The 26,142-nt window shown below is 40.1% G+C and carries 23 protein-coding genes; 15 read left to right on the top strand and 8 right to left on the bottom strand.

Going from position 1 to position 26,142, the window contains the following annotated elements; genetic code table 11:
* Positions 1-19 precede the first annotated feature (19 nt).
* The 6 genes from glyS to dnaA all read right to left on the bottom strand — a co-directional run bounded on the left by glyS (position 20) and on the right by dnaA (position 9,189).
* Complete coding sequence (glyS, locus tag BM380_RS17735; RefSeq protein WP_090495415.1) at positions 20-2,089, bottom strand: glycine--tRNA ligase subunit beta; 2,070 nt, start codon at positions 2,087-2,089, stop codon at positions 20-22.
* A 2-nt stretch (positions 2,090-2,091) separates the two neighbouring features.
* Complete coding sequence (glyQ, locus tag BM380_RS17740) at positions 2,092-2,994, bottom strand: glycine--tRNA ligase subunit alpha (protein ID WP_010392717.1); 903 nt, start codon at positions 2,992-2,994, stop codon at positions 2,092-2,094.
* A 140-nt stretch (positions 2,995-3,134) separates the two neighbouring features.
* The gene (gyrB, locus tag BM380_RS17745; RefSeq protein WP_090495416.1) at positions 3,135-5,561 is read right to left on the bottom strand and encodes a DNA topoisomerase (ATP-hydrolyzing) subunit B; all 2,427 of its coding nucleotides are present in this window, start codon (positions 5,559-5,561) and stop codon (positions 3,135-3,137) included.
* Between the two features lie 12 nt (positions 5,562-5,573).
* Positions 5,574-6,668, bottom strand: a complete 1,095-nt coding sequence (gene recF / locus BM380_RS17750) for a DNA replication/repair protein RecF (RefSeq protein ID WP_028834900.1) — start codon at positions 6,666-6,668, stop codon at positions 5,574-5,576.
* A 15-nt stretch (positions 6,669-6,683) separates the two neighbouring features.
* Complete coding sequence (gene dnaN, locus BM380_RS17755; RefSeq protein ID WP_008112965.1) at positions 6,684-7,787, bottom strand: DNA polymerase III subunit beta; 1,104 nt, start codon at positions 7,785-7,787, stop codon at positions 6,684-6,686.
* A gap of 13 nt (positions 7,788-7,800) precedes the next feature.
* Positions 7,801-9,189 carry a chromosomal replication initiator protein DnaA gene (gene dnaA / locus BM380_RS17760; protein ID WP_008467048.1) on the bottom strand — a complete coding sequence of 463 codons (1,389 nt, stop codon included), beginning with the start codon at positions 9,187-9,189 and terminating at the stop codon, positions 7,801-7,803.
* A 506-nt stretch (positions 9,190-9,695) separates the two neighbouring features.
* Here dnaA and rpmH point away from each other — a divergent pair.
* The 4 genes from rpmH (at position 9,696) to yidC (ending at position 12,308) form a co-directional block, all read left to right on the top strand.
* Positions 9,696-9,830, top strand: coding sequence for a 50S ribosomal protein L34 (gene rpmH, locus BM380_RS17765; RefSeq protein ID WP_008112968.1), 135 nt, complete (start codon positions 9,696-9,698; stop codon positions 9,828-9,830).
* Positions 9,831-9,837: 7 nt separating this feature from the next.
* Positions 9,838-10,263 (top strand): ribonuclease P protein component, encoded by a 426-nt coding sequence (gene rnpA, locus BM380_RS17770; RefSeq protein ID WP_008467046.1) that lies wholly within the window; start codon positions 9,838-9,840, stop codon positions 10,261-10,263.
* A gap of 126 nt (positions 10,264-10,389) precedes the next feature.
* Complete coding sequence (yidD, locus tag BM380_RS17775; protein WP_024601490.1) at positions 10,390-10,665, top strand: membrane protein insertion efficiency factor YidD; 276 nt, start codon at positions 10,390-10,392, stop codon at positions 10,663-10,665.
* A gap of 8 nt (positions 10,666-10,673) precedes the next feature.
* Positions 10,674-12,308, top strand: coding sequence for a membrane protein insertase YidC (yidC, locus tag BM380_RS17780; RefSeq protein ID WP_016900028.1), 1,635 nt, complete (start codon positions 10,674-10,676; stop codon positions 12,306-12,308).
* Positions 12,309-12,362: 54 nt separating this feature from the next.
* On the opposite strand, the gene BM380_RS17785 is transcribed toward yidC, so the two are convergent.
* Together BM380_RS17785 and BM380_RS17790 are read right to left on the bottom strand one after the other, a co-directional pair.
* Positions 12,363-13,571 carry a PepSY-associated TM helix domain-containing protein gene (locus BM380_RS17785; RefSeq protein ID WP_090495418.1) on the bottom strand — a complete coding sequence of 403 codons (1,209 nt, stop codon included), beginning with the start codon at positions 13,569-13,571 and terminating at the stop codon, positions 12,363-12,365.
* 9 nt (positions 13,572-13,580) lie between these two features.
* Entirely contained in the window at positions 13,581-15,710 is a 2,130-nt protein-coding gene (locus BM380_RS17790; RefSeq protein ID WP_090495419.1) for a TonB-dependent siderophore receptor, read from the bottom strand.
* Between the two features lie 205 nt (positions 15,711-15,915).
* On the opposite strand from BM380_RS17790, the gene mnmE reads away from it, so the two are divergent.
* From mnmE to atpH, 11 genes are all read left to right on the top strand, one after another.
* Positions 15,916-17,280, top strand: a complete 1,365-nt coding sequence (gene mnmE, locus BM380_RS17795; RefSeq protein ID WP_013466273.1) for a tRNA uridine-5-carboxymethylaminomethyl(34) synthesis GTPase MnmE — start codon at positions 15,916-15,918, stop codon at positions 17,278-17,280.
* 960 nt (positions 17,281-18,240) lie between these two features.
* Positions 18,241-18,690, top strand: coding sequence for a flavodoxin domain-containing protein (locus tag BM380_RS17800; RefSeq protein WP_024601476.1), 450 nt, complete (start codon positions 18,241-18,243; stop codon positions 18,688-18,690).
* Between the two features lie 428 nt (positions 18,691-19,118).
* Positions 19,119-21,008, top strand: coding sequence for a tRNA uridine-5-carboxymethylaminomethyl(34) synthesis enzyme MnmG (gene mnmG / locus BM380_RS17805; protein WP_090495421.1), 1,890 nt, complete (start codon positions 19,119-19,121; stop codon positions 21,006-21,008).
* Between the two features lie 15 nt (positions 21,009-21,023).
* A complete protein-coding gene (gene rsmG / locus BM380_RS17810) occupies positions 21,024-21,644 on the top strand; it encodes a 16S rRNA (guanine(527)-N(7))-methyltransferase RsmG (RefSeq protein ID WP_008464169.1) in 621 nt (206 codons plus the stop codon).
* A 14-nt stretch (positions 21,645-21,658) separates the two neighbouring features.
* Positions 21,659-22,444, top strand: coding sequence for a ParA family protein (locus BM380_RS17815; protein ID WP_008112117.1), 786 nt, complete (start codon positions 21,659-21,661; stop codon positions 22,442-22,444).
* A gap of 20 nt (positions 22,445-22,464) precedes the next feature.
* On the top strand, positions 22,465-23,391 hold the full coding sequence (locus BM380_RS17820; protein WP_016900011.1) for a ParB/RepB/Spo0J family partition protein: 927 nt from the start codon (positions 22,465-22,467) through the stop codon (positions 23,389-23,391).
* 142 nt (positions 23,392-23,533) lie between these two features.
* Positions 23,534-23,914, top strand: a complete 381-nt coding sequence (locus tag BM380_RS17825) for an ATP synthase subunit I (RefSeq protein WP_013466267.1) — start codon at positions 23,534-23,536, stop codon at positions 23,912-23,914.
* 15 nt (positions 23,915-23,929) lie between these two features.
* Positions 23,930-24,787: a F0F1 ATP synthase subunit A gene (gene atpB / locus BM380_RS17830; RefSeq protein WP_013466266.1), complete on the top strand. Its 858-nt coding sequence runs from the start codon at positions 23,930-23,932 to the stop codon at positions 24,785-24,787.
* A 53-nt stretch (positions 24,788-24,840) separates the two neighbouring features.
* Positions 24,841-25,074: a F0F1 ATP synthase subunit C gene (atpE, locus tag BM380_RS17835; protein WP_004335261.1), complete on the top strand. Its 234-nt coding sequence runs from the start codon at positions 24,841-24,843 to the stop codon at positions 25,072-25,074.
* 41 nt (positions 25,075-25,115) lie between these two features.
* Complete coding sequence (gene atpF / locus BM380_RS17840) at positions 25,116-25,586, top strand: F0F1 ATP synthase subunit B (protein ID WP_013466265.1); 471 nt, start codon at positions 25,116-25,118, stop codon at positions 25,584-25,586.
* 16 nt (positions 25,587-25,602) lie between these two features.
* Positions 25,603-26,136 carry a F0F1 ATP synthase subunit delta gene (atpH, locus tag BM380_RS17845; RefSeq protein ID WP_016900009.1) on the top strand — a complete coding sequence of 178 codons (534 nt, stop codon included), beginning with the start codon at positions 25,603-25,605 and terminating at the stop codon, positions 26,134-26,136.
* The last annotated feature ends 6 nt before the right edge of the window (positions 26,137-26,142 follow it).

A 26,142-nucleotide genomic window follows, 5' to 3' on the forward strand; every position in this document is an offset into this window, starting at 1 on the left:
TTTTAATAGCTGTTAGCTGTTATTTTTGTAATACAGAAATATCTGCAATTTCTAAAAATAACCCACTTAACTGACTTAAAAGCGCAAGGCGGTTTTGCTTAACCGCTTCATCGTCGGCCATTACCATGACATTGTCAAAAAAGTTATCAACACTGTCACGAATGCCAGCTAATTGGCTTAATGCCTCTTGGTAGTTTCCATCGCTGTATAGTGGCGCTAAGTCGGTAGCAAATTTTGCAACTTGAGAAGCCAGTACTTTTTCTGCGTCGTCACTTAGTAAGCTCTGTTCAACATCACCTTGCGTTGTAATGTTGTTTTTAGCCAGAATATTACTTACACGCTTATTAGCGGCTGCAAGCGATTCTGCGGCGTCTAGAGTGCGGAAATGGCTTACGGCTTTAACTCGGCGATCAAAATCAACAGGCTTCGTTGGACGGCGCGCAAGTACCGCTTGAATTACATCTACCTCAATGCCTTCATCTTGATACCAAGCACGGAAGCGCCCTAGCATAAAGTCAAACACATCCGTTGATACATTTAGGTTAGTCAGCTTTTCACCAAACAGAGTTTGTGATTTAGCAACCAGGTCTAAAATATCAAGCGGTAGCTGTTTTTCTACCATGATACGTAATGCACCAATAGCAGCACGACGAAGTGCAAATGGGTCTTTATCACCTTTTGGTGCTTGGCCTATACCAAAAATACCCACCAGCGTATCAAACTTATCGGCAATGGCGACTGCACAGCTGATCACATTAGTTGGTAAGTTGTCACCGGCAAAACGTGGCATGTATTGCTCGTTTTGTGCCACTGCGACTTCTTCTGCTTCACCATCGTGACGCGCGTAATGCATTCCCATTACACCTTGTACGTCGGTAAATTCCATTACCATTTCGGTCATTAAGTCAGTTTTACTTAATAAGCCAGCGCGAGCTGCCAGTGCTTTGTCGGCACCAAGTTGCTCTGCAATGTAACCTGCCAGTTCACTAATACGCTGTGACTTATCTTTAAGCGTACCAAGTTGTTTTTGGAACAATACGCTATCAAGAGATTCTAAACGGCTTTCTAATGTTTTCTTTTTATCGGTTTCAAAGAAGAATTGTGCATCGGCTAAACGCGGGCGCACTACTTTTTCGTTACCAGAAATAACTACACTAGGATCTTTACTTTCGATGTTAGAGACAAACAAAAACTTATTTAAAAGTTTGCCGTCTTGATCTAATAACGGAAAGTATTTCTGATCGTCTTTCATGGTGTAAATAAGCGCTTCAGCAGGTACATCTAAAAATGCTTCTTCAAATGTGGCTGTTAGCGTTACTGGCCATTCTACCAATGAAGTAACTTCTTCAAGTAAGTCTTCATCCATAGCAACAACGGCATTAACTGCTTTGGCTGCGTCTTCTATTTGCGCGCGAATCTGTGCTTTACGCTGTTCGTAGTCAGCAATAACGTAAGCTGATTTAAGTACCTCAAACACCTCATCAGCATGATCAATGCTAATTTTTTCTGGATGATGAAAACGATGACCTTGCAGTTGATTACTCACTTGCTTACCAAGAATTTCACCTTCAACAAGTTCACTACCGAATAAAATAGTCACGGTATGCACAGGGCGAATAAATTGTGTTTTATTCGCACCCCAACGCATTGGTTTAGGGATAGGTAACTTAGCGAGTGCTTTGCTTATAGCGTCGGTCATTAACGTTTTGGTTTCTTGCCCTGCTACTTTAGCAATATGTAATAACCATGCGCCTTTATCGGTTTCGAGTGTTTGCGCATCTTTTACTTCAATTCCACAACCACGAGCCCAACCCATGGCTGCTTTGGTTGGGTTGCCCTCAGCGTCAAATGCCGCTTTAGTTGCAGGGCCGCGTTTTTCAACTTCTTTGTCTTGTTGTTTAGCGTCTAGCGCTTTTACTTGTAAACCTAAACGACGAGGCGATGCATACCAGCTCACACCTTGGTGAGCAAGTTCTAAGCTTTCAAGTTCTGCTGTTAAGTTTGCAGCAAAGGCTTCGGCTAATTTACGAAGTGCTTTTGGTGGCAACTCTTCGGTGCCAATTTCTACTAATAAATTTTCTGCTGACATGCTTACTTATCCTTACACAGCGGGAAACCAAGTGCTTCACGTGCATCGTAATAACTTTGTGCACACGCTTTTGATAACGCACGAACGCGTAAAATATAACGTTGACGCTCAGTTACTGAAATAGCATGACGTGCGTCTAATAAGTTAAATGCGTGCGATGCTTTCATTACTTGCTCGTAGGCTGGCAATGGTAGGCTTGCTTCAATTAGCTTTTGGCTCTCAGCTTCACATTTATCAAACTGTTCAAATAAGTCGGCTACGTTTGCATGTTCAAAGTTATAGGTTGATTGCTCAACTTCATTTTGATGAAACACATCACCGTAAGTTACGCGCCCAAATGGGCCGTCTGCCCATACTAGGTCGTAAATGCTATCTACGCCTTGAATGTACATTGCTAAACGCTCTAGGCCGTAAGTAATCTCACCCGTTACCGGTGAGCATTCTAAACCGCCCACTTGCTGGAAGTAGGTAAACTGCGTTACCTCCATGCCATTTAACCAAATTTCCCAACCTAGGCCCCACGCACCTAATGTAGGTGATTCCCAGTTATCTTCCACAAAGCGAACTTCGTCAGTGAGGGTATCAATACCTACAGCAGCTAAAGAACCTAAGTAAAGCTCTTGAATATTGTCTGGTGATGGTTTTAACACAACTTGGAATTGGTAGTAATGTTGTAAGCGGTTTGGGTTTTCCCCGTAACGACCATCGGTAGGACGACGACACGGTTGAACGTATGCGCTCGACATTGGCTCTGGGCCAATTGATTTTAAAAATGTTTGCGGGTGAAATGTCCCTGCGCCCACTTCCATGTCAAGTGGTTGAATAATGACACAGCCTTGCTGTGCCCAATAATCCTGTAAAGCCAGGATCAAACCTTGAAAGGTTTTAACGTCATATTTTTGCATATTTGGCTTTTTACTATCTGAGAAGTAGCGTGAAAATTACCCTCAGTATACCTTGTGCACACTCAGGTTTTAAGCAGTTTGTGCGTTTGAAAAAATAAAAAAGGAGCCTAAGGCTCCTTTTTTGTGATTACGATAATGTTTTATACGTCTAAGTTAACCACACGCAGTGCGTTCGTTTCAATAAACTCACGACGCGGCTCAACTTGATCGCCCATTAAAGTGGCAAATAATTGATCCGCTGCAACAGCATCTTCAATTGTTACTTGCAACATACGGCGTGCGCTAGGATCCATGGTGGTTTCCCAAAGCTGATTTGGATTCATTTCACCCAGTCCTTTATAGCGTTGAATGTAGATCCCGCGCTTAGACTCTGCGATCAACCATTCCAATGCATCCACAAAGTTATCAACAGGTTTTGTTTTCTCACCACGTTGGATATATGCACCCTCTGTGATGATATTAGCAATGTTTTTACCTGTTACAGCAATGCGTTGGTAGTCTCTTGATGTAATAAAGTCATAATGAAGTACGTGTGCTTTATCCACACCATGCTGACGAATATTCACAACTGGATAATACAAGTTACGCTCTGTATCGTGCTCAGTTCCCGCATGGAAAATAGTTGCATCTTCATCACGTTCAATTAAGTCATCAACCAGCTCTTTAGTCCAAGCAATTACCTTAGCTTCGTCTGAAAGGTCTTCTTTTTTCAGCTCACTTTGGTAAATCAAACGGTTCATAACTGTGTTCGGATACTTACGCTTTAAGCGCTCGATAACTTTAACCGTGTTTTGATAATCGTGAACAATTGACTCTAATGCTTCACCATCAACCGCTTCAGCACTATCACTAGTGTACAGTGCTGCATTGCTTAGCGCTAAAGATGTAAGGTAATCAACTAATGCTGGATCATCTTTAATATAACGCTCTTGCTTGCCTTTTTTCACTTTATAAAGTGGAGGCTGAGCAATATAAATATAACCACGTTCAACAATTTCCGGCATTTGACGATAGAAGAATGTTAGTAGCAAAGTACGAATGTGAGAACCATCCACGTCGGCATCGGTCATGATTATGATACGGTGATAACGTAATTTCTCAGGGTTATATTCGTCACGGCCAATACCACAACCTAGTGCAGTAATTAGCGTTGCCACTTCTTGTGAAGAAAGCATTTTATCAAAACGTGCTTTTTCTACGTTTAAGATTTTACCTTTAAGCGGAAGAATCGCTTGATTCTTACGGTTACGACCCTGCTTGGCTGAACCGCCAGCTGAGTCACCCTCCACTATATATAGTTCAGATTGGGCTGGATCTTTTTCTTGGCAATCCGCTAGTTTACCCGGTAAACCAGCTAAATCCATAGCACCTTTACGGCGGGTCATTTCACGTGCTTTACGAGCGGCTTCACGCGCGCGTGCTGCATCAATAATTTTGCCAACAACAATTTTTGCATCCATTGGGTTTTCTAATAAAAACTCAGTGAATTTTTCAGCCATTGCTTGCTCTACAGCAGACTTAACTTCACTAGATACTAGCTTGTCTTTTGTCTGTGATGAGAATTTAGGATCAGGAACTTTAACACTAACAACAGCCGTTAAGCCTTCACGAGCATCATCGCCCGTTGCGTTACTTGTTGTTTTAGCCTTTTTGTTAAAGCCTTCTTTTTCCATGTAGTTATTAAGCGTACGTGTTAGCGCAGATCTAAAACCAGCTAAGTGAGTACCACCATCACGTTGTGGAATGTTATTAGTAAAACAGTAAATGTTTTCTTGGAATGCATCATTCCACTGCATTGATACTTCTACACTAATACCATCTTCTTCACGTTCGTGAGTAAAATGGAATACCCCTTTATGCACTGGTGTTTTATTGCGGTTTAGGTATTCAACGAATGCTCTGATACCGCCTTCGTACTTAAAGTGGTCGCTTTTATTTTCTTCGCGCTCATCGCTTAATATGATACTTACACCTGAATTCAAAAACGACAGCTCGCGTAAACGCTTTGCTAAAATATCGTAATGAAAATCAAGGTTAGTGAACGTTTCGCCACTTGGCCAAAAACGAATTTCAGTACCATTTGTTTCAGAATCACCAATTACAGCTAGTGGTGCATCAGGTACACCCATAGTGTAAAACTGCTCATGAAGTTTACCTTCACGACGAATGGTTAGTTTTAATTTTTCTGATAATGCATTTACTACCGATACACCAACACCGTGTAAGCCACCTGATACTTTATAAGAGTTATCATCAAACTTACCACCGGCGTGTAGCACCGTCATAATTACTTCAGCTGCAGATACACCTTCTTCTTCATGTATAGAAGTAGGAATACCACGGCCGTTATCTCTTACAGATACCGAACCGTCTAAGTGAATAGTGACATAAATATCATCACAGTGACCCGCTAAGGCCTCATCGATAGAGTTATCAACGACCTCAAACACCATGTGGTGTAAGCCCGTACCATCATCGGTGTCCCCTATATACATACCAGGACGCTTTCTTACTGCATCTAATCCTTTAAGTACTTTAATACTCGACGAATCATAATTCTCAGACATGGTTAATCCCACTTATCTTGTTATTAGGTTGCCATGTTTCACGTGGAACATTTTTAGTTCTCGTTGCATGGGTTCCACCACAGCAGAAATACTTTCAGATAAAATTGAAGAAATAAATATTTGAGAACTACAGTGAGTCAATAACTGGCCCACTTTCTCTTTTGTATCTTCGCTTAGTTCTGAAGGTAGATCATCTATTAGCAATATAGATTGCTTATCTGTCTCTGACTCAATTAAGCTATTTTGCGTTACTTTTAACGCATACAACAATAACTTTAATTGCCCGCGTGAGAATACATTCTCAACACTGCTGCCAGCGACACTAAAACTAAAATCAGCCTTATGAGGGCCTTTACTTGTAAAGCCTTGGCGAGCATCTCGCTCAAAACTTTGCTCTAACGCATCACAAAGAGATTCACTCTCTTTCCAGCCCGCATTGAAGCTAATTTCTAAATCGCGTATTAGCGTTAATTCTGCACACATTTTATCAAAAAATTGCTGCTTAAACCTAGTTATATACGCGATTCTTAATTTATTTATTTGTTCTGCCAGTCTAACAAATTCTTTGTCCCAAAACTTGATTTGGTCAAAATAATTCTTAGGCTTAGATTTTAATAAGGCGTTGCGTTGTTTAAGCACTTTATTAAACGATTGCCATAAGAAAAAAAACTCATGTTCCACGTGGAACAAACCTAAGTCTAAAAACTTTCTGCGCTCCTTAGGACCGCCAAAAAATAGTGAATAGCTTTCTGGTGTTATTATTTGTACCGGCATTAACTGGGCAAGTTCAGATACTTTCCGACTCGCCTTACCCTGGATTTTTAAATTGGTTTCACCCGCTTGGGTTTTACTAATACCAATAGGGATAGATAAATCGTATAACGCTTTGCGGCCATGAATAACAAACTGATCTTGCTGGTGTGCAATAATACTTTTATGTTTAGAAGTTCGAAAAGATTTGCCGTGAGAAAGGTAATATATAGCCTCTAAAAGGCTGGTTTTTCCGCTGCCGTTTTCACCATAAATTATATTAACGCCATTAACTGGTTCTAGCGTCAGCGCCTCAATATTACGAAAATATTTGAGGCTCAAATGACTTAAGCTCATTATGTATTTATAATCTTATAAACGCATAGGCATAACGACGTACATCGCTTCTTCATCGCCTGCACCTTCTATTAGTGCACTGCTATTTGAATCGGCAAGTGTAAATAACACATCTTCAGTTTTTAATGTATTTAATACATCAAGCACGTAAGACACATTAAACCCTATTTCTAGGTCATCGCCCTCGTACATTACTTCAACTACTTCTTCCGCTTGTTCTTGCTCTGGGTTGTTAGCCGTAATTTTTAATAAACCGTTTGATAAATTTAAACGTACACCACGAAATTTTTCGTTCGATAAAATCGATACGCGTTGAAATGCATTACGTAACCATTCTCTGTTTGCTGTAATAACTTTATCGCCACCGCGTGGTAAAACACGACGGTAATCAGGGAAACGGCCATCAACTAATTTACTCGTAAAAGTAAACTCAATATCAATAATACGGATGTGGTTAGCACCAAACTGAATAGTCACTAACTCTTGGTCGGCAACCATTAGGCGCATAATTTCTTGCACGCCTTTGCGCGGTATAATTAATTGGCGCTGTGTATTTAATGACTGACCTAGTTGCTTTTGTGCAATCGCTAAACGGTGCCCATCAGTGGCGACTGTTTTTATATCGCTGTTATCAACTTCAAACGACATGCCGTTTAAGTAATAACGCACATCTTGGTTTGCCATTGAAAAGTGCGTGCTTTCAAGTAATTTACGTAACTCTAAACGCGTTAGTTGAAATTCAACTTCACCATCCCACTGCTCTAAATTAGGAAAATCTTCAGCCGCTAATGTGGTCAATGAAAAACGACTTTTACCACTGGTTAAAAGTAGCTGATGGTCTTGCAAGCTTAAAGTAAGATCAGAACCATCCGGTAAACTTTTACAAATATCGAGTAATTTTTTAGCCGGTAATGTGAGCTTGGTATCGGCAACATCATCACCTACAAACACGCTCGCCACTAATTCAATTTCAAGGTCGGTCCCTGTCATTGAAAGCTGGCCATTTTCTACCACGAGTAATACGTTAGATAAAATGGGTAACGTATGCTTACGCTCTATGGCACCCGATACTTGCACCAATGGTTTTAAAAATTGTTCTCTTGATATTGTTATTTGCATAATAAAGTCAGCCCTAAGATGACAATGTTCTTATTAAATTTTGGTAATCTTCTTTAATCTCGTGGCTTTCGTCACGTAATGATTTAACTTTGCGACACGCGTGCAGTACTGTTGTATGGTCACGCCCACCAAAGGCATCCCCAATCTCAGGTAAGCTGTGATTAGTGAGTTCTTTAGATAATGCCATGGCAACTTGGCGCGGCCTTGCTATAGAGCGGCTGCGGCGCTTAGACAGTAAATCAGACACACGTATTCTATAGTATTCTGCTACCGTACGTTGAATATTGTCTATGGTGACTAGCTTATCTTGCAGTGCGAGTAAATCACGCAGTGCTTCTTTTACAAAGTCGATAGAAATTGGGCGGCCGGTAAAGTTTGCATTAGCAATTACACGGTTTAAAGCCCCTTCAAGTTCACGTACGTTTGAACGTAATTTTTTAGCGATAAAAAATGCCACTTCATGCGGTAAATTAATTTTACTTTGCTGGGCTTTTTTCATCAAAATGGCAACGCGTGTTTCTAGCTCTGGCGGCTCAATCGCGATAGTTAATCCCCAACCAAAACGAGATTTAAGGCGATCTTCAACCCCTTCTATCTCTTTAGGATAACGGTCAGAGGTTAAAATAATTTGCTGGTTACCTTCTAATAATGCATTAAAGGTATGAAAGAACTCTTCTTGTGAACGTTCTTTATTAGCAAAAAATTGAATGTCATCAATCATGAGTGCATCAACACTGCGGTAATAACGCTTAAATTCTTCAATCGCATTATTTTGCAGTGCTTTAACCATGTCTTGCACAAAGCGTTCTGAATGCATGTAGACAATTTTAGCATCTGGCTTATTGGCCATAATACCGTTGCCTACCGCATGTAATAAATGCGTTTTACCTAAGCCCGTACCACCGTAAATAAAAACAGGATTAAATGCAGAGCCAGGATTATCTGCTACCTGAGTGGCAGCCGCTTTTGCTAATTGGTTAGATTTACCCTCAACAAAACTATCAAAGGTATAGTTTTCTTTAATGTTTGATTTATAACCCGATTTAGGAGCGGGCTCAACAACTGGTTTTTGTTCTCGTGGTTGTTGTTTTGCCGTTGCTTGCGTACTTGGTGCTGATTGTGTTTCAACTACCGGCGCAGCTTGTGCATTTAATAGCGGCTTGCTGCCTACATCAAAGCGTAATTCAGGGGCTTCTACACCACAAATTTCAACCAGTAACTCATTTATTCTATTTAGGTATTTTTCTCTTACCCAATCAAGTACAAAACGATTAGGCGCATAAATCGTCAAGGTATCTTCGGTACTTTCTGCTTGAAGTGGTCTGACCCACATACTAAATTGCTGCGAAGGCAATTCATCTTGCAATACATATAAACAACTTTGCCAAACCGACAGATACACAGTAAAACTCCCAGAGATATAATTTTTATTCCCGCACATCAATAATGATTCAAAAATCACACCTGTATTGCGTTTAAATGGCTCAATAAGCAGCCCAAGACCGACTATTATGAATGCACTTTATCCACAAGTAAAAGATTGATTTTTATAAAATTGTTGATATCGATGTATAAATATAATAACAGACTGATTTAAATAGCTTTTTATTTTAAAGCCTGATTAGAGATCATAACAAAACTGGCAGCAGATCGCGACTATAATTTATGATCTAATTTACTTTTCCCATGCTTTTATTCACTTTTTATACAGGGGCTGTGGAAAACTTCTTATTTATGATGATCCTATCGGATCATGAAAATTGATCACAAATAAACATGCTTTACGCGCTCTATTATGATTGACTTTTCGTCACTTCATCTATAATATCTCGCGCTCGCAATGGCACCTGTGCCAGGATCGCGACCTGCATAGGATGTTTTAACTTTAACCGATCGGATGAGATTGTTATGAAAAGAACTTTTCAACCTAGCGTTTTAAAACGCAAACGTACACACGGTTTCCGTGCTCGTATGGCAACTGTAAATGGCCGTAAAGTATTAGCTCGTCGCCGTGCTAAAGGCCGCAAAGTTCTTTCTGCTTAATTTATAAGTGGAAGACTTTAGCTTTGGCAGGGAGTTACGTCTGTTAACTCCCTCGCATTACTCTCGCATATTTAATGAACCCGCTCGGGCTGCAACTCCTTTCTTTACTTTATTAGCAAAACCAAGTGACCAGTCAAAACCTAGGTTAGGCCTTACTGTTGCTAAAAAACGTGTAAAAAAGGCATGTCAACGAAACCGTATTAAACGTCTTGCTCGCGAAAGTTTTCGTTTAAACCAACATACTCTCGATAATATAGATATTGTGTTGATGGTAAAAAGTGGCATTGATGAACAGTCTAATGAAGAATTAACCAAACAACTTACAAAGCTGTGGCGTAAGATTAATGAACGCTGCAAACCTGGTGCCCCTAAACCGCCACCATTTAAAAAACGCCCAAACAAATCAGCTAAATCGACTAAACAAACCCAATAGCAATAGAATTACAGGGTTAATTAAGGTATCTTTAGCTCACCTTTTAATCATGCGTTTAAAATCTCATAGTGAGTCTTTAAATACATGGTATCTATTCACTAAACATAACGTAGGGGCATGTACAACATGAGGTTACTTAAACCACTTGCTGCGTTACCAACACGTTGTTTAGTTTTATTTATCCGCGGTTATCAAAAGTGGATTAGCCCGCTATTAGGTCCGCATTGTCGTTTTAATCCAACATGCTCTAGTTACGCTATTCAAGCAATTAATTTGCATGGATCGGTAAAAGGGAGTTGGTTAGCAGTTAAACGCATATTAAAATGCCATCCTTTACATTCAGGCGGAGACGACCCCGTACCTGAAAAATTAACCCGTATTAACCACCAACACGAGAAATAAGAGCTGTTATGGAATCGCAACGCACGTTTTTATTCATCGGCCTAATGCTAGTGTCGTTTTTATTATTTCAAGAGTGGAATAATGACTACAACACACCAAAAGCCGATCCTAGTGCCACTACACAAACACTAAAAGCAAACTCACCGGAATCAGATGATTATGTTCCAGCTTCATCAGACTCTGGTTTACCTGCTTCAACTACTTTAGCTAAACGCTCAGTCATTGATATTACAACTGACGTGTTCAAAGTTAAAATTGACACCAAAGGCGGTGACATTGTTGAAACAGACTTAATTAATTATAAAGAAACCAAAGGCAGTGATGTTCCTTACATGCTACTTGGTGAGTTTGATGGTAAACAATACTTTTCACAAAGTGGTTTAATAGGTTTAAATGGCCCAGATGCATCTGCAAATGGTCGTCCTACTTACCAATCAGAGCAAACCTCTTACACCTTAACAGGTGATGAGCTTCGCGTTCCACTGCAATTTACCGACAGCAACGGTGTAAGCTTTACTAAGACTTATGTATTCAAAAAGGGTCAGTATGATGTTGGCTTAGAATATAAAGTTAACAACACCACCAGCGCGCCTGTACAAGTACAGCTTTACACACAAATAAAGCGTACCGTACAAGAAAAAGGCAGCATGGTTGATCAAAACTATTTAGGGGCTGCATACGGTACAGATGAGGAACCATACGAAAAGTATAGTTTTTCAGATATGGCCGATAAAAACCTAAACATTAATACCCAAGGTGGTTACGTTGCCTTTATTCAGCATTACTTTGTAAGTGCTTGGGTACCAATGCAAGATCAAGCGAATACACTTTATAGTTTAATCACTAAAAGTAACGCAGCTATTATTGGTGTTAAAGACGAAGCGGTAAATGTTCAAGCTGGTAGTGAGCAAGTACTTACTGCAACTTATTACATGGGCCCTAAAGAGTCAGATAAACTTGAAGCGATTCACACTGACCTAGACTTAACCGTTGATTACGGTTGGTTATGGTTTATCTCTCAGCCGTTATTTGTACTATTAAAATGGTTACACAGCATTTTAGGTAACTGGGGTGTAGCAATTATTGCTATCACTATTATCGTTAAAACATTAATGTATCCACTGACTAAAGCACAGTACACCTCAATGGCTAAAATGCGTGCATTACAGCCTAAGATGAAAGCGCTAAAAGAAAAGTATGGCGATGATCGTCAAAAATTCGGCCAAGCGACCATGGAAATGTACCGTAAAGAAAAAGTAAACCCTATGGGTGGCTGTTTCCCTATTTTACTGCAAATGCCAATCTTTTTAGCCTTGTTCTATGTATTCTTAGAATCAACAGAACTACGTCATGCTGAATTTGTACTTTGGCTAACTGACCTTTCTGCGAAAGACCCATACTACGTATTACCAATCTTATTTGGTGCGAGTATGTTTATAACGCAAAAACTACAACCTATGACGGTTACCGATCCAATGCAGCAAAAAATGATGACCTTTATGCCGGTTATCTTCTCTGTGTTCTTCTTATGGTTCCCATCTGGTTTAGTACTTTACTGGTTAGTGTCTAACCTTATCTCTATTGTCCAGATGTTAATCATCTACCGTGGCATGGAAAAGAAAGGTATTAAAGTAAGGGGCTAACTCCCCTTACCTACAAAAAAGGCGACCTAGGTCGCCTTTTTTAATATCTGAAATTTACTCACTAAGAATAGGCGAATAAAGCGACTTTGGTACACTGCGCTCACTAAAGTTCACACCCGTTATTGTCAGAGAGAAAATAGCTAAACCTATCGCCACGTAACCTGATATGCCTAACCACTCAAAAACAGTTTTTTTACGCCTCACTCTGAGCCAACTCATATATATGCCAACAGCACTAACAAAACTCATAAAACTGCCGAATAGCGCCCAAATAAGTTTAGTGCCGAGGCCTGCAAAGTTACCAAAATGCAAAGGATCGGCAGTATCTTTAATACGAGGAATAAGCGGTAAATCCTCTCCTTTTTGTACTGCTAATACTGTGCCTGTCGTTGGCTTTAAATACACGCGATTAGCGCGTAAGCGAAGTAAAATATCATCGTTATAACCACGTACTTCAATAGGTTGATTCTTTTTATTACCATAACGTATATAGCGAATATCAAGCGTCGGAAATGCCTGCTGAGCAGCGTTATAAGCCTGAGTTAAGCTTATTGGTTTTGCATTAACAGTGGGTGTTTGTTTTTTAAATTCACTAACAGCGACTGGTGGTGCAATATAATGCTTTATTTTCGCTGTTTGCAAACCATGTTCAATAAGGTACCACAGACCTGTTATGGCTATGATAGCCATAAACCACATACTCCATAACCCAAGAAACTTATGCCAATCAGACCAGCCATTACGTTTATCTAAAACCAGCTGGGCAGGCTTTTTAAAAAAGCCCTGCCACCAGCGACGATACACATAAAAACTCGAAACCAGCAGAATAACCAATAAAATACTTAAGCTTGTAACAATTAGCTTACCTATCCAGCCCATGGATAAATACATGTGCCAGTTACGTAAAAACCGTGAAGCACGTGCCCATTCACCCTCACCTAACACATGCCCTGTGGCTGCATCTAAATAAATAAACCGAAATGCGTCATCTATTTTTAGTGCAACTTCCAAAGCAAAGTACTCTTGCTTATGGCGCTGAAGATACAACACTTGTGCACCTGAATAATGCTTGTTGAGGGTATTTTCAATGGCTTGATAGTTGGTGATTGAAGAGGACGTTAACGCACGATACTTACTGTCTGTCAGGTATTCAATTTCATGACTTAACGTCGCAAGTGTACCAGATAAACAAACAACAAAAAGCAGGACACCAACAAAGAGCCCTGCCCATGAATGCAGATTAAACCATTGTTTAGCGTTCACACGCCACCTTTAAAAGCTGTATTTAGCACTAAGATAAATACGGCGAGGTTCACCTGGGAAGTGCCCTGTACGTTCAATAAAGCCACTACTAGCATATTCTTTATCAAACAAATTTTTAACCGACAATTGCCACTGCCAATTATCTACTGTGGTTTGCCATGCCATATTATAAATAGTGTAAGGCTTAACTTGTTGACCACCTAAGCTTAGCTGTTCGTCAACATAGTCTAAACCGGCAGAAATAGAGGAAGATAAGCGAGGAAGCTCGTAGCGTGTCCAAATGCCCACTGTATTTTGTGGGGCATTAGCAAACTTATCACTATCAGGGATTTGATTACGAATGCTTTCATTCGCTTTAGTGATACGGGTATCATTATAGGCATAGTTAGCAGTCACAACCCAGCGCTCGGTAATATCACCAACCACTTCAATTTCAAATCCTTTACTTTCTACTTCACCTACAGCCACCAGATCGTCAACACCATCGCCAGCCACATCACCTAATAAGCTTGCTTGGAGGATATTTTCACGAACAATATTGTAAGCGGACAAATTAACTGCCAAGCTATCATCAAGCAGTTTACTTTTTAAACCAACTTCATTGATACGGCTTGTTTCTGGAGAAAATGGCCCACCCTTAGCCGTTTCTTGATCACTTGCACTTTGTGGAACAAAGCCCGTACCGTATAAAGCATAGGGGTAGAAAGTATCGTTAATGTTGTAAGTTGTACCCACACGATAAGTCACATCACTATCTGAAAACTCAGTTTGATTTAACTCGTCTTTATCTTCAAAGCGATCATATCTTAACCCTGCGGTGATACTCCAATTAGTGGTAATATCGAGCTGATCTTGAACATAAGCACCAAAACGAGTGCTATTCGTTCGACCTAACCGTGGTGTAATGCTATCTAAATTATAATCATCAGCCGCTGTAAGACCATACTCAGGGTTGTAAAGATCAAGCCCGGGTACAGGCCCACCTTGACTCTGTTGCTTTGCCGTACGATAAACACTTTCAAAGCTATGCTCATACCAATCACTACCCAGTAATACTTGATGTTGCATATCAGCCAATACAAACTCCGCAACCGCATTAGCCGTTAAACTAAAACCTTCATTCTCACGAACTTGATCACGAAACTCTCGATCACTCCAATCAAGCACACCATCGCCATCTGTATCATCGAGTCCTTTCGGTTCATGATAGTTTTGCACTTCTTTATTATCGAAATAACGAGCCGTAATATCCGTTCGCCAAATATCATTAATATCGTGCTTTAAAGTAGCTTGATAAACATGAGCTTCAACATTTTGAAAGTCAGTCGCTTCATTATGATTCCAGCTAATATCTGTAATAAATTGGCCATTATCATCAGCGGGTACACCGCGTAAACGTGCACCACCTAACTCTTGCTCAATAAAAGTGTATTGCGTAGTCAGCTCTGTCGCACTATTAATTAACCAAGTATAACCAAGATCAACAATGGTGTTATCGCTACTGGTATTAGTACGAAAGGGATTTTCTGAATCACGATATAAACCAACACGGTAAGCATGGTTATCGAGCGATTCACTTAGCGTACCAGTACTTTGTATTGCCCCACTGAAAAAGTCATCATTGCCTACTTCAACTTCAATGCTGTGCTCATCGGTAAACTTTGGCTTTTTAGTTACATAATTAATAATGCCGCCAGGGTTTCCGCTACCATAAATAGCGCCCGCAGGGCCTTTTAATACGGCAACTTGTTCAATATTAAATAACTGTGGGACAGCAAAACCATTAAATGGGTCGCCTTTTACACCATCGTATAAGATCTCATCTTGGCGAAAACCACGAAACGTCACCCCGGAATAACTAAATGCGTTAACCCCTGCAATATTGCTATATAAATCGGTAATTTGACGTGCAGCCTGATCGTTAATTAACGCTTGGGGAAGAATTTGAATGGACTGCGGGATTTTCTCAATTGGGGTATTTGTGCGAGTCCCAAAACTGGATTCTGTTGGTCTGTATAAAGAAAAAGCACGGCCAACAACATCAATAGTTTCTATTTCATTTTCAATATTTTGATTTTCAGCTAGTGAAGAACCTGAAAAACTGACTAGAACAGCCAATAAAACTGGAGAATAGCGCATAAAGTTTCAGTACGTAGAAAAATAATACGCATATGCTAATGAATATAGTTATCATTTTCAATAACTGATTATTAATTAAAACTAAATAATGAAATGCTTAAAATGTATCTGCTGACGCATTTTTACATACAGCTATTCGCATGAAATAAAGCCATAGGTTACAATACAAACCAGCATTCACTTTCATATTGGCAATTTCAAACGCATGATTAATCAAGACACTATCGCAGCACAAGCAACCGCACCAGGACGTGGTGGGGTTGGTATTATTCGTGTTTCAGGCAGCCTAGCAAAGCAAGTCGCTGAGAAAATAGTAGGCAAAATACCTAAAGTTCGCTTTGCTGACTACGTGCCTTTTAATAACCTTGCAGGGGATCAGCTTGACCAAGGTATTGCAATTTACTTTGCCGGCCCACACTCATTTACCGGTGAAGACGTACTCGAACTTCAAGGCCATGGTGGCCCTGTTGTCCTTGATATGCTACTTAAAGAAATAAGTAAAATAGACGGTGTACGTTTAGCAAAGCCTGGTGAATTCTCTGAGCGTGCGTTCATGAACGACAAGCTTGATTTAACTCAAGCTGAAGCTATTGCAGATTTAATTAATGCAACCAGTGAGCAAGCGGCTAAAAGCGCCCTACAGTCACTTCAAGGACAATTCTCTAAGCACATAGAAACCCTAGTAGAAAAAGTCATTCACTTACGTATGTATGTGGAAGCAGCTATTGATTTTCCTGACGAAGAAATCGATTTTTTATCAGACGGAAAAGTCGGCGGGGATTTGAATGCCATTATTGAGCAACTCAATGCGGTTACTAATCAAGCCAAACAAGGCAGCATAATGCGCGAAGGTATGCGTGTCGTTATTGCAGGTCGTCCTAATGCAGGTAAATCAAGCTTACTTAATGCATTAGCAGGACGAGAAGCGGCAATCGTAACAGAAATAGCCGGCACCACCCGCGATGTACTTCGTGAGCACATACATATAGATGGTATGCCACTACATATAATCGACACCGCAGGCCTGCGTGAAAGCCCAGATCGCGTTGAACAAATAGGTATTGAGCGTGCATGGGATGAAATAAACCAAGCCGATCGCGTGTTATTTATGCTTGATGGTACAGATACAGCCGATACCGACCCTCATGCTATTTGGCCAGAATTTATGGCTAAGTTACCCCAAGGTATGGGCGTGACCGTGATCAGAAACAAAGCCGATTTATCAGGTGATGTAGTCGGTATGGATCAAGAGCAACAATATCCGGTCATCAGTTTAAGTGCTAAAAATGCTGACGGCATAGAACTAGTGCGTGAGCACTTAAAAGCCTGTATTGGTTTTGATGGGGCCACAGAGGGTGGATTTATGGCGCGTCGTCGTCACTTAGATGCCCTTGAGCATGCAGCCTACCACTTAGATACCGGTAAAACACAATTAGAAATGCATGTGGCCGGTGAAATTTTGGCTGAAGAACTGCGTTTAACGCAGCAGTATCTTAACGAAATAACTGGTGAATTTACCTCAGATGATCTACTTGGCAAAATATTTAGCTCGTTCTGTATCGGCAAATAGTCGAATTAATAAGTAACGATATAATTTATTAAGGGTGCTTAGGCGCCCTTTTTAATGCCTAATCTTACAATAACAACTCACCAAGCTGTGCTTTAATAATCCACTTTAAAAACCAAACAGACTACAAATACAGTTTAAGCTGCACTTATATCAGCCTCAATTGCCTTTAATAATGTACATAAAAGATGTAACAACGCTAATAATCACAGCAAATAGCGGCTAGAAAGCCTTAATTTATAGAAAAAATAGCCGTAGTTATGCCTATTAAACACTCTAAAAGTGAAGCTATAGCATTGGTTATCCATGTTTGAATAGGGGGAATGATCAAGTCATAAAAACAAAACGTAGCTAAAAAATACGTTTTGTTCGTCTACATCACCAGCAAAATTCAGTTAAATATTCACTTTAGATCACTCAAATTTATTTTTTTTGCAGATCAGTTATCCACAATTGCGTGTTTTTTTGCTTCAGCGAGGAATTAAACGTCTTTAAAATGGGGAAATAAGCTGTATTTAATTAAAAAAGGGCTGTTTATAAAAAATAATAATGGTTATTTAGCCTGATCTGACTAAATAGATCATTTTTTAAAATTATTTTCGATCCCAATTTAAGGTTATCAACAAGCTTTATATCCACATTAAGATCAACAAGCATCTATACGTTTATTTTCAATCGCTGGTGGCAAATACTAAATATAAAATCAATGAGTTAGCAATAAAATTGCAACTTTAATTGATAGTTAAGCAGAGCTTTCCCCAACCTTATCAACAACTTGATCAGAAGATTACATTTAAAGATATTTTGTTAAACCTTTAATTATCAGGTAGTTAAGCAGTACATTTAAGTGAAGGCTTAAATAAGTACAAAAATAGTTATACAAAATGGCACTCTTAACTTTACTGTTATACTCACTGGGCTATCATAGGCGGCAATTAAAACTAATAGTGATCACAAATATTCATGAGTTCAGTAAATCTTATCGTTGGTAGTCAAATGGGATCCGCAGAATACGTTGCCGAGCAACTAAGCGATGCGCTTAATAGCCAAGGTATTAATACCCAACTACATGATCAACCTGAATTTAGTGAAATAGATCAGCAAAATACCATTTGGTTAATTTGTACATCAACCTATGGTGCGGGTGATTACCCAGAAAACCTTATTAACTTTGTTGATGAGTTATCTCAAGTTGATGATTTATCGCACTTAAAGTACACGGTCATTGCTTTAGGTGATACCAGTTATGACACGTATAACCTTGCAGGGCGTAATATAGATACGCTTTTAAGCCAAAAAGGCGCGATACAGTTAGCACCGCGGTTAGAACTGAATATTCTTGATGAAGCACTTCCAGAAGATACGGCCTTAGCTTGGTTAGACTCGTGGATAGCAAAAACAGGTCTAAAATAGAAAGATCAAGTAAAAAGTTATAAATAAAGTTACCCACAATTTACTAATAATTTAAAAGATTTTGTGGATAAACACTGATTAAACTGCTTTTTTAACCATGCTTATCCATGGGATAAGATCGAGACTTGATCGGCCTGTGCATAACAGCCTGTTTTGATCAGAGCTTATTTGCCTGAAGATCCGATCATATTAACACCTTTAGATCCGATCTAATTATATGTTTTTAATCATGATCTAAAGCTTATCAACAGAAAAGCTGATCAGTAGTAGTAATAGTATTAAAAGATCTCTTTAAAAGATCCTTTATATTATTAGAGATCACTTACTTAGATCTTGAGCACTGTTTAATCATTTATCTTCTGCTAATTTCTAGGTAGAATACGCTCCCTTTTGAAGTTTACTGGTTTGATTTAAGTAGGATCCCATTAATGATTTTTCACGAAAATTTTGACGTTATCGTAGTAGGTGGTGGACATGCTGGCACTGAAGCCGCATTGGCAGCTGCCCGTATGGGGATGAATACCCTGCTGCTGACTCACAATATGGATACCCTTGGTCAAATGTCTTGTAACCCAGCGATTGGTGGCATTGGCAAAGGCCACTTAGTTAAAGAAATTGATGCCCTTGGTGGCGCAATGGCTCAGGCTATTGACAAAGGCGGGATCCAATTCCGTACGCTTAATTCTTCTAAAGGCCCTGCTGTACGAGCTACTCGTGCTCAAGCGGATCGTGCTTTGTACAAAGCGGCTATTCAGAACACACTTCAAAACCAAGAAAACTTAAAGATTTTTCAACAATCATGTGATGATCTTATCGTTGAAAACAACCGTGTAACAGGTGTCGTTACCCAAATGGGTCTGCGTTTCAGTGCTCCTAGTGTAGTACTAACCGTAGGCACATTCTTAGGTGGCCAAATTCATATCGGTCTTGAAAACTTTAAAGGTGGCCGTGCAGGCGATCCACCTTCAATTGCATTGGCTAATCGTTTACGCGAACTTCCATTTAGAGTGGATCGTTTAAAAACAGGCACACCACCACGTATTGATGCACGCACTGTTGATTTTTCTAAAATGCAAGAACAACCAGGTGATGCACCAACACCGGTATTCTCATTTATGGGTAAACAAAGTGATCACCCACAACAAATTCCGTGTTACATCACTTACACCAATGAAAAAACACATGATGTTATTCGCAAAAACTTACATCGCTCACCTATGTACTCAGGTGTTATCGAAGGAATAGGCCCACGTTACTGTCCGTCTATTGAAGATAAAATTGTCCGTTTTGCTGATAAAGATAAGCACCAGATATTTGTAGAGCCAGAAGGCTTAACGTCATACGAGTTATATCCTAACGGTATTTCAACCAGCTTACCGTTCGATGTGCAGTTAGAAATTGTGCAATCGATCACCGGATTTGAAAATGCACATATTTGTCGTCCTGGCTACGCTATTGAATATGACTTTTTTGATCCGCGCGACTTAAAACAATCATTAGAAACTAAATTTATTGATGGTTTATTTTTTGCTGGTCAGATTAATGGTACGACCGGTTACGAAGAAGCGGGCGCACAAGGTCTGATCGCAGGTATGAACGCGGCATTACAAGTGCAAGGCAAAGAGTCGTGGACGCCACGTCGTGATGAAGCCTATGTTGGCGTACTAATTGACGACCTAGCAACACTGGGTACAAAAGAACCGTACCGCATGTTTACTAGCCGTGCTGAATACCGTTTGTTACTACGTGAAGACAACGCTGATATACGTTTAACTGAAAAAGGCCGTGAATTAGGTTTAGTTAACGATGAACGTTGGCAAGCATTCAACGAAAAAATGGAAGTGATCGCTAAAGAGAAACAGCGTATTAAAGATACCTGGATCCATAAAGATCATGCGGTTGTTGATCAAGTAAATGAATTACTAAAAACGCCACTTGTGCGTGAAGCCAGCTTAGAAGAATTATTACGCCGACCTGAAGTGCGTTATAACGACTTGATGGCCATTGAAGGACTCGGATCTGAGTTTACCAATAAGGCCGCCTTAGAGCAGGTTGAAATTCATACTAAGTACGCAGGTTACATTGCACGCCAGCAAGATGAGATCAATAAGCAGCTTCGTCATGAAGAAACAATTTTACCAAAAGAGTTTGATTATAAAACCGTCTCTGGTTTATCAAATGAAGTTGTTGCTAAGCTAATTGATGCTCGTCCAGACACTATTGGTCAAGCTTCGCGTATTTCTGGTATCACCCCAGCGGCGATTTCGCTATTATTAGTGTATCTGAAGAAGCAAGGCTTGTTGCGCAAAACTGCGTAACGGTAAAGGTACATTGTGTTACAGCAACAATTAACAACTTTGTTAGCGCAAACTGATATTGCGCTAACACAAAAACAACAGCAACAGCTTGTTCGCTATGTCGAATTACTCGATAAGTGGAATAAAGCCTATAATTTAACCTCAGTACGTTTACCTCAAGAAATGATGGTTAAACATATAATGGATAGCTTAGTTGTTGCGCCTCACTTGACCGGTCATCATTATATTGATGTTGGCACAGGTCCTGGTTTACCGGGCATAGTGTTAGCTATTGCCTTACCCGATACGCAGTTTGTATTATTAGATAGTTTAGGTAAACGTGTACGTTTTTTAATGCATGTTAAACATGAGCTTGGCCTTGATAATGTGACCCCTGTGCAGTCAAGAGTTGAAGAATATCAACCAAGTGTTAAATTAGATGGCGTACTAAGTCGTGCATTTGCATCGTTACAAGATATGATTGACTGGTGTTCGCACTTAATCGATCATTCAGGTAAGTTCATTGCACTTAAAGGGGTATTTCCAAGTGAGGAATTAGACTCACTCCCTGCTGGTGTTAAGTTTGAGCAAAAAATTGCATTAGAAGTACCCGATTTAGATGCACAACGACATTTAATAATTCTTTCTAAAGACTAGGGATCAGAGACACTGTGGCAAAAGTCATCGCATTAGCAAATCAAAAAGGCGGAGTAGGTAAAACGACCACTGCCGTTAATCTCGCTGCATCTATGGCTGCAACGAAACGTAAAGTGCTGTTAATAGATCTCGATCCGCAAGGCAATGCGACCATGGGCAGTGGCGTCGACAAATATGGTGACGTCCCTACTATCTATGATTTACTCATAGAAGATAAGCCTATTGATGAGGTGATTATTAAAGAAACCTCAGGCGAGTATCATATGATTGCTGCAAACGGCGATGTGACCGCTGCAGAAGTTAAATTGATGGAATTATTTGCTCGCGAAGTACGCTTACGCAATGCACTTGAAAAAATTCAGGATCAGTACGAGTTTATTTTTATAGACTGCCCACCTTCTTTAAATATGTTAACCGTTAATGCCATGGCCGCTGCCGATTCTATTTTAGTACCTATGCAATGTGAATATTATGCATTGGAAGGATTAACTGCATTAATGGATACGATTACGCAACTTGCTAAGTTAGTTAATCCTAACTTACAGATTGAAGGCATACTTCGTACTATGTACGATCCGCGTAATCGATTAGCAAATGATGTATCAGAACAATTAAAACAACATTTTGGCGATAAAGTATACCGTACGGTGATCCCACGTAATGTTCGACTTGCAGAAGCCCCAAGTTTTGGCGCACCGGCAATGTACTACGATCGAGCATCAAGTGGTGCGAAAGCGTATTTAGCTCTCGCGGGTGAAATGCTACGCAGAAAAGAAAAAACAACTCCCGTTGTCGCCTAACTTTGAGGTAAAAAAATAACATGTCTGCTAAAAAACGAGGTTTAGGCCGAGGACTCGATGCACTTTTAAGTTCATCTAAACCTGCACCAAGCGAAAGCAAGGAACACGACAGCGCCAATGTAACAAACGCAGTTGAAAATGCGGCACAGCCTAGCAACAGTGAATTACAAAAACTACCCATCGAGTTTTTACACTCAGGGAAATACCAACCTCGTAAAGACATGTCTGAAGAGGCACTTGAAGAACTCGCCAGTTCAATTCGTTCACAAGGGATAATTCAACCGATTGTTGTGCGCCCAGTTGCGCATAACAGTTATGAAATTATTGCCGGTGAACGTCGTTGGCGCGCTGCTCAAATTGCCAAGCTTGAGTTTGTACCGTGTATTATTAAAGATGTACCCGATGAAGCGGCCGTTGCCATTGCCTTAATTGAAAATATTCAGCGTGAAGACTTAAACGCCATGGAAGAAGCGATAGCGCTTAATCGCTTGCTTAATGAGTTTGAGTTAACGCATCAACAAGTGGCGGATGCAGTTGGTAAATCGCGTACGACCGTGACTAACTTATTACGCTTAAATAATCTTAATAACGATGTAAAGATATTGTTAGAGCATGGTGACATTGAAATGGGTCACGCTCGTTGCTTATTAGCACTTGAAGGTGAAGTGCAATCAGATGCAGCCCGTTTAGCTGTTGCGAAAGCATTGACCGTTCGCGAAACTGAAAAGCTAGTGCGCTCTATTTTAGAGCCTGCTCCAGCAAAAGAAGTAATAGAAAAAGACCCAGATGTTAAACAGTTAGAGCAACAACTTGCTGATAACCTAGGGGCAAAAGTAGAAATAAATTACAACAAAAAAGGCAAAGGGAAGTTGGTTATTTCTTACACTAATCTTGACGAGTTAGACGGTATTTTAAACCGTATCAATCAAGACTATTCCCACCATTAATTCATTGGATGTCTAAAAAGGGACATTTACAGCGATTTTGTGTTACAAAGCACCTACTCAAGTTGCAAAACTGGCAGGATTAAGTATAATTTCGCCAGTTTTCATACCCTGACAATTAGAGCGTCATAAAGGTTAATTAAAAGTGACTAATAAGTTAGCAGGCCCGTATAGGCTTGCCGCATTAAAATTAATTTGCCTTCAGGGATTTGTAGCCCTTTTAGCTGCACTAATAATTTTTATAGGTTGGGAAACCAATGCCGCACTTTCAGCATTAGCTGGTGGCGCTGTCGCAGTACTTCCTAACTTTGTATTTGCGCTTTATGCATTCAGATATATGGGTGCAAGTCGAGCAAATCAAGCGTATGCCTCGTTGAAACGCGGCAACGGATTAAAATTTATGCTAACAATCGTTTTGTTTGCACTAATGCTAAAGCTTTATCCGGTAGTTTTATTACCTTTCTTTTGTGCTTATGTGTTGGTGTTGTTTACAGGATTGTTTACACCCGTTTTTTTTAAACATTAACTTTTGGGATATAACATGGCTGCAGAAGAAGTTACTCTATCTAGCCATATTCAGCACCACTTAACCAATGCTAAGATGTGCTCGACCGACGCTGGTCTTGCCTTCAATAAAGCATGTACGGATAGTGGCTTCTGGACATGGCATGTAGATACCCTCGCATGGTCTATCGGACTAGGTCTAATATTTTTATGGATCTTCCGTAGTGCCGCAAAAAAATCAACTCTGGGTGTACCTGGGAAATTTCAGTGTTTCATTGAAATGGTTGTTGAGTTCGTTGGCGACAACGTACGCGATACTTTCCACGGTAAAAGTAAGCTAATTGCACCATTAGCATTAACAATATTCGTGTGGATATTCTTAATGAACTTAATGGATTTAATCCCCGTTGACTTCCTACCAGCATTTGCCGGATTTGTTGGCGAAACTGCGTTTGGTATGGATTCACACGACGTATACATGAAAATTGTACCAACTACAGATATCAACATGACAGCAGCACTTGCGCTGGGCGTGTTCATTCTAATGATTGGTTACTCAATAAAAATAAAGGGTATCGGCGGTTTTATTAAAGAACTAACACTTCATCCGTTTAGTTCAAACAATACAGCTATGCAGATTCTTTTAATCCCATTTAACCTATTACTAGAGCTTATCGCATTGGTTTCTAAGCCGTTTTCACTGGCACTGCGTTTGTTCGGTAACTTATATGCAGGTGAGTTAATCTTCATCCTTATCGGTGCAATAGGTTTAATGCAACTACCGTTGCACTTTGTATGGGCTGTATTCCATATCTTGGTAATTGTATTGCAAGCATTCGTATTCATGATGCTTACAATCGTATACCTAAGCATGGCAAGTTCGGATAATCACTAATTTATAACTTTTAATTTTTACTTTTAATTACAATTGAAACTTTGGAGAAAAAAATGGAACTAGTATTAGGTCTTAAGTACATCGCAGTAGCTTTACTTATCGGCTTCGGTGCAATCGGTACAGCAATCGGTTTTGGTAACATGGGCGGTAAATTCCTTGAAGCATGTGCGCGTCAACCTGAGCTTGCACCATCGCTACAAGTTAAAATGTTTATCCTTGCTGGTCTAATCGATGCTGTAGCAATGATTGGTGTTGGTATCGCGATGGTATTGTTGTTCGTACTTTAATTTTATTTTTTGAACAGCTTACTATTTAAGGAGGAGCGGTTGTGAACTTAAACGCCACTCTTATCGGTGAATTAATTGCGTTTACGGTGTTCGTATTATTTTGTATGAAATACGTATGGCCACCACTAAACGGTGCAATTGAAGCTCGCCAGAAGAAAATCGAAGATGGTTTAGCTGCCTCTGATAGAGCCGAAAAAGACTTAGAACTTGCGCAACACAAAGCTGCAGAACAGCTTAAAGATGCAAAGGCTCAAGCGGCTGATATCATTGAACAAGCTAAAAAGCGTGCCGTGCTAATTGTTGACGAAGAAACTGTTCGTGGTCAGCAAGAGCGTGAAAAAATTATTGCTCAAGGGCACTCTGAAATTGAATCAGAGCGTAACCGTGTGACAGAAGAGCTACGTAAGAAAGTAGCAACTCTGGCTGTGGTTGGCGCAGAAAGAATTTTAGAGCGCGAAATCAATCAAGCCGCACATAGTGACATCGTTGAAAAACTTGTCGCTGAGCTGTAATTAGGAGGGTATGAGCATGTCTGAATTGACTACTATCGCTCGCCCATACGCTAAAGCGGCTTTTGAACTTGCCGTTGAAAAAGGCACCATTGAAAGTTGGAATGACATGTTGTTCTTTGCTGGCCACGTTGCCAGCAATGAACAGGCATCAACCATTTTAGCTGGATTGCCTACTGCTACTGCACAAGCTGAGTTATTTATTAACTTATGTGGTGAGCAGCTCAACGAACAAGGTCAGAACCTAGTTAAGGTGATGGCTGAAAATGGACGTTTGATTGCACTACCTGAAGTTGCTCATTTATTTTCTGCTTTAAAAGCAGACTATGACAAAGAAATCGATATTGACGTGATTTCGGCAACGCCTCTTGCTGCAGCGCAGCAAGAATCATTGGTAGCGGCACTTGAAAAACGTTTCGCACGCAAAGTTAAGCTGAATTGTAGTGAAGACGCTACAGTTGTTGGCGGTCTTATTATCAAGGCAGGCGACACTGTAATTGACGGCTCTTTACGCGGTAAATTAAATCGCTTAGCCACAACACTACAATCGTAATTGGGA

The sequence above is a fragment of the Pseudoalteromonas sp. DSM 26666 genome (assembly GCF_900116475.1).
Lineage (GTDB): Bacteria > Pseudomonadota > Gammaproteobacteria > Enterobacterales > Alteromonadaceae > Pseudoalteromonas > Pseudoalteromonas tetraodonis.

What these genes read in the sequence shown, in the direction of transcription:
- mnmE (WP_013466273.1), top strand. Translation starts at nt 15,916, where the DNA reads ATGATTAATCAAGACACTATCGCAGCACAAGCAACCGCACCAGGACGT.
- atpE (WP_004335261.1), top strand. Translation starts at nt 24,841, where the DNA reads ATGGAACTAGTATTAGGTCTTAAGTACATCGCAGTAGCTTTACTTATC.
- atpH (WP_016900009.1), top strand. Translation starts at nt 25,603, where the DNA reads ATGTCTGAATTGACTACTATCGCTCGCCCATACGCTAAAGCGGCTTTT.
- dnaN (WP_008112965.1), bottom strand. Translation starts at nt 7,787, where the DNA reads ATGCAAATAACAATATCAAGAGAACAATTTTTAAAACCATTGGTGCAA.
- glyS (WP_090495415.1), bottom strand. Translation starts at nt 2,089, where the DNA reads ATGTCAGCAGAAAATTTATTAGTAGAAATTGGCACCGAAGAGTTGCCA.
- yidC (WP_016900028.1), top strand. Translation starts at nt 10,674, where the DNA reads ATGGAATCGCAACGCACGTTTTTATTCATCGGCCTAATGCTAGTGTCG.
- rpmH (WP_008112968.1), top strand. Translation starts at nt 9,696, where the DNA reads ATGAAAAGAACTTTTCAACCTAGCGTTTTAAAACGCAAACGTACACAC.
- atpB (WP_013466266.1), top strand. Translation starts at nt 23,930, where the DNA reads ATGGCTGCAGAAGAAGTTACTCTATCTAGCCATATTCAGCACCACTTA.
- BM380_RS17790 (WP_090495419.1), bottom strand. Translation starts at nt 15,710, where the DNA reads ATGCGCTATTCTCCAGTTTTATTGGCTGTTCTAGTCAGTTTTTCAGGT.
- mnmG (WP_090495421.1), top strand. Translation starts at nt 19,119, where the DNA reads ATGATTTTTCACGAAAATTTTGACGTTATCGTAGTAGGTGGTGGACAT.
- yidD (WP_024601490.1), top strand. Translation starts at nt 10,390, where the DNA reads ATGAGGTTACTTAAACCACTTGCTGCGTTACCAACACGTTGTTTAGTT.
- recF (WP_028834900.1), bottom strand. Translation starts at nt 6,668, where the DNA reads ATGAGCTTAAGTCATTTGAGCCTCAAATATTTTCGTAATATTGAGGCG.
- BM380_RS17800 (WP_024601476.1), top strand. Translation starts at nt 18,241, where the DNA reads ATGAGTTCAGTAAATCTTATCGTTGGTAGTCAAATGGGATCCGCAGAA.
- gyrB (WP_090495416.1), bottom strand. Translation starts at nt 5,561, where the DNA reads ATGTCTGAGAATTATGATTCGTCGAGTATTAAAGTACTTAAAGGATTA.
- glyQ (WP_010392717.1), bottom strand. Translation starts at nt 2,994, where the DNA reads ATGCAAAAATATGACGTTAAAACCTTTCAAGGTTTGATCCTGGCTTTA.
- BM380_RS17820 (WP_016900011.1), top strand. Translation starts at nt 22,465, where the DNA reads ATGTCTGCTAAAAAACGAGGTTTAGGCCGAGGACTCGATGCACTTTTA.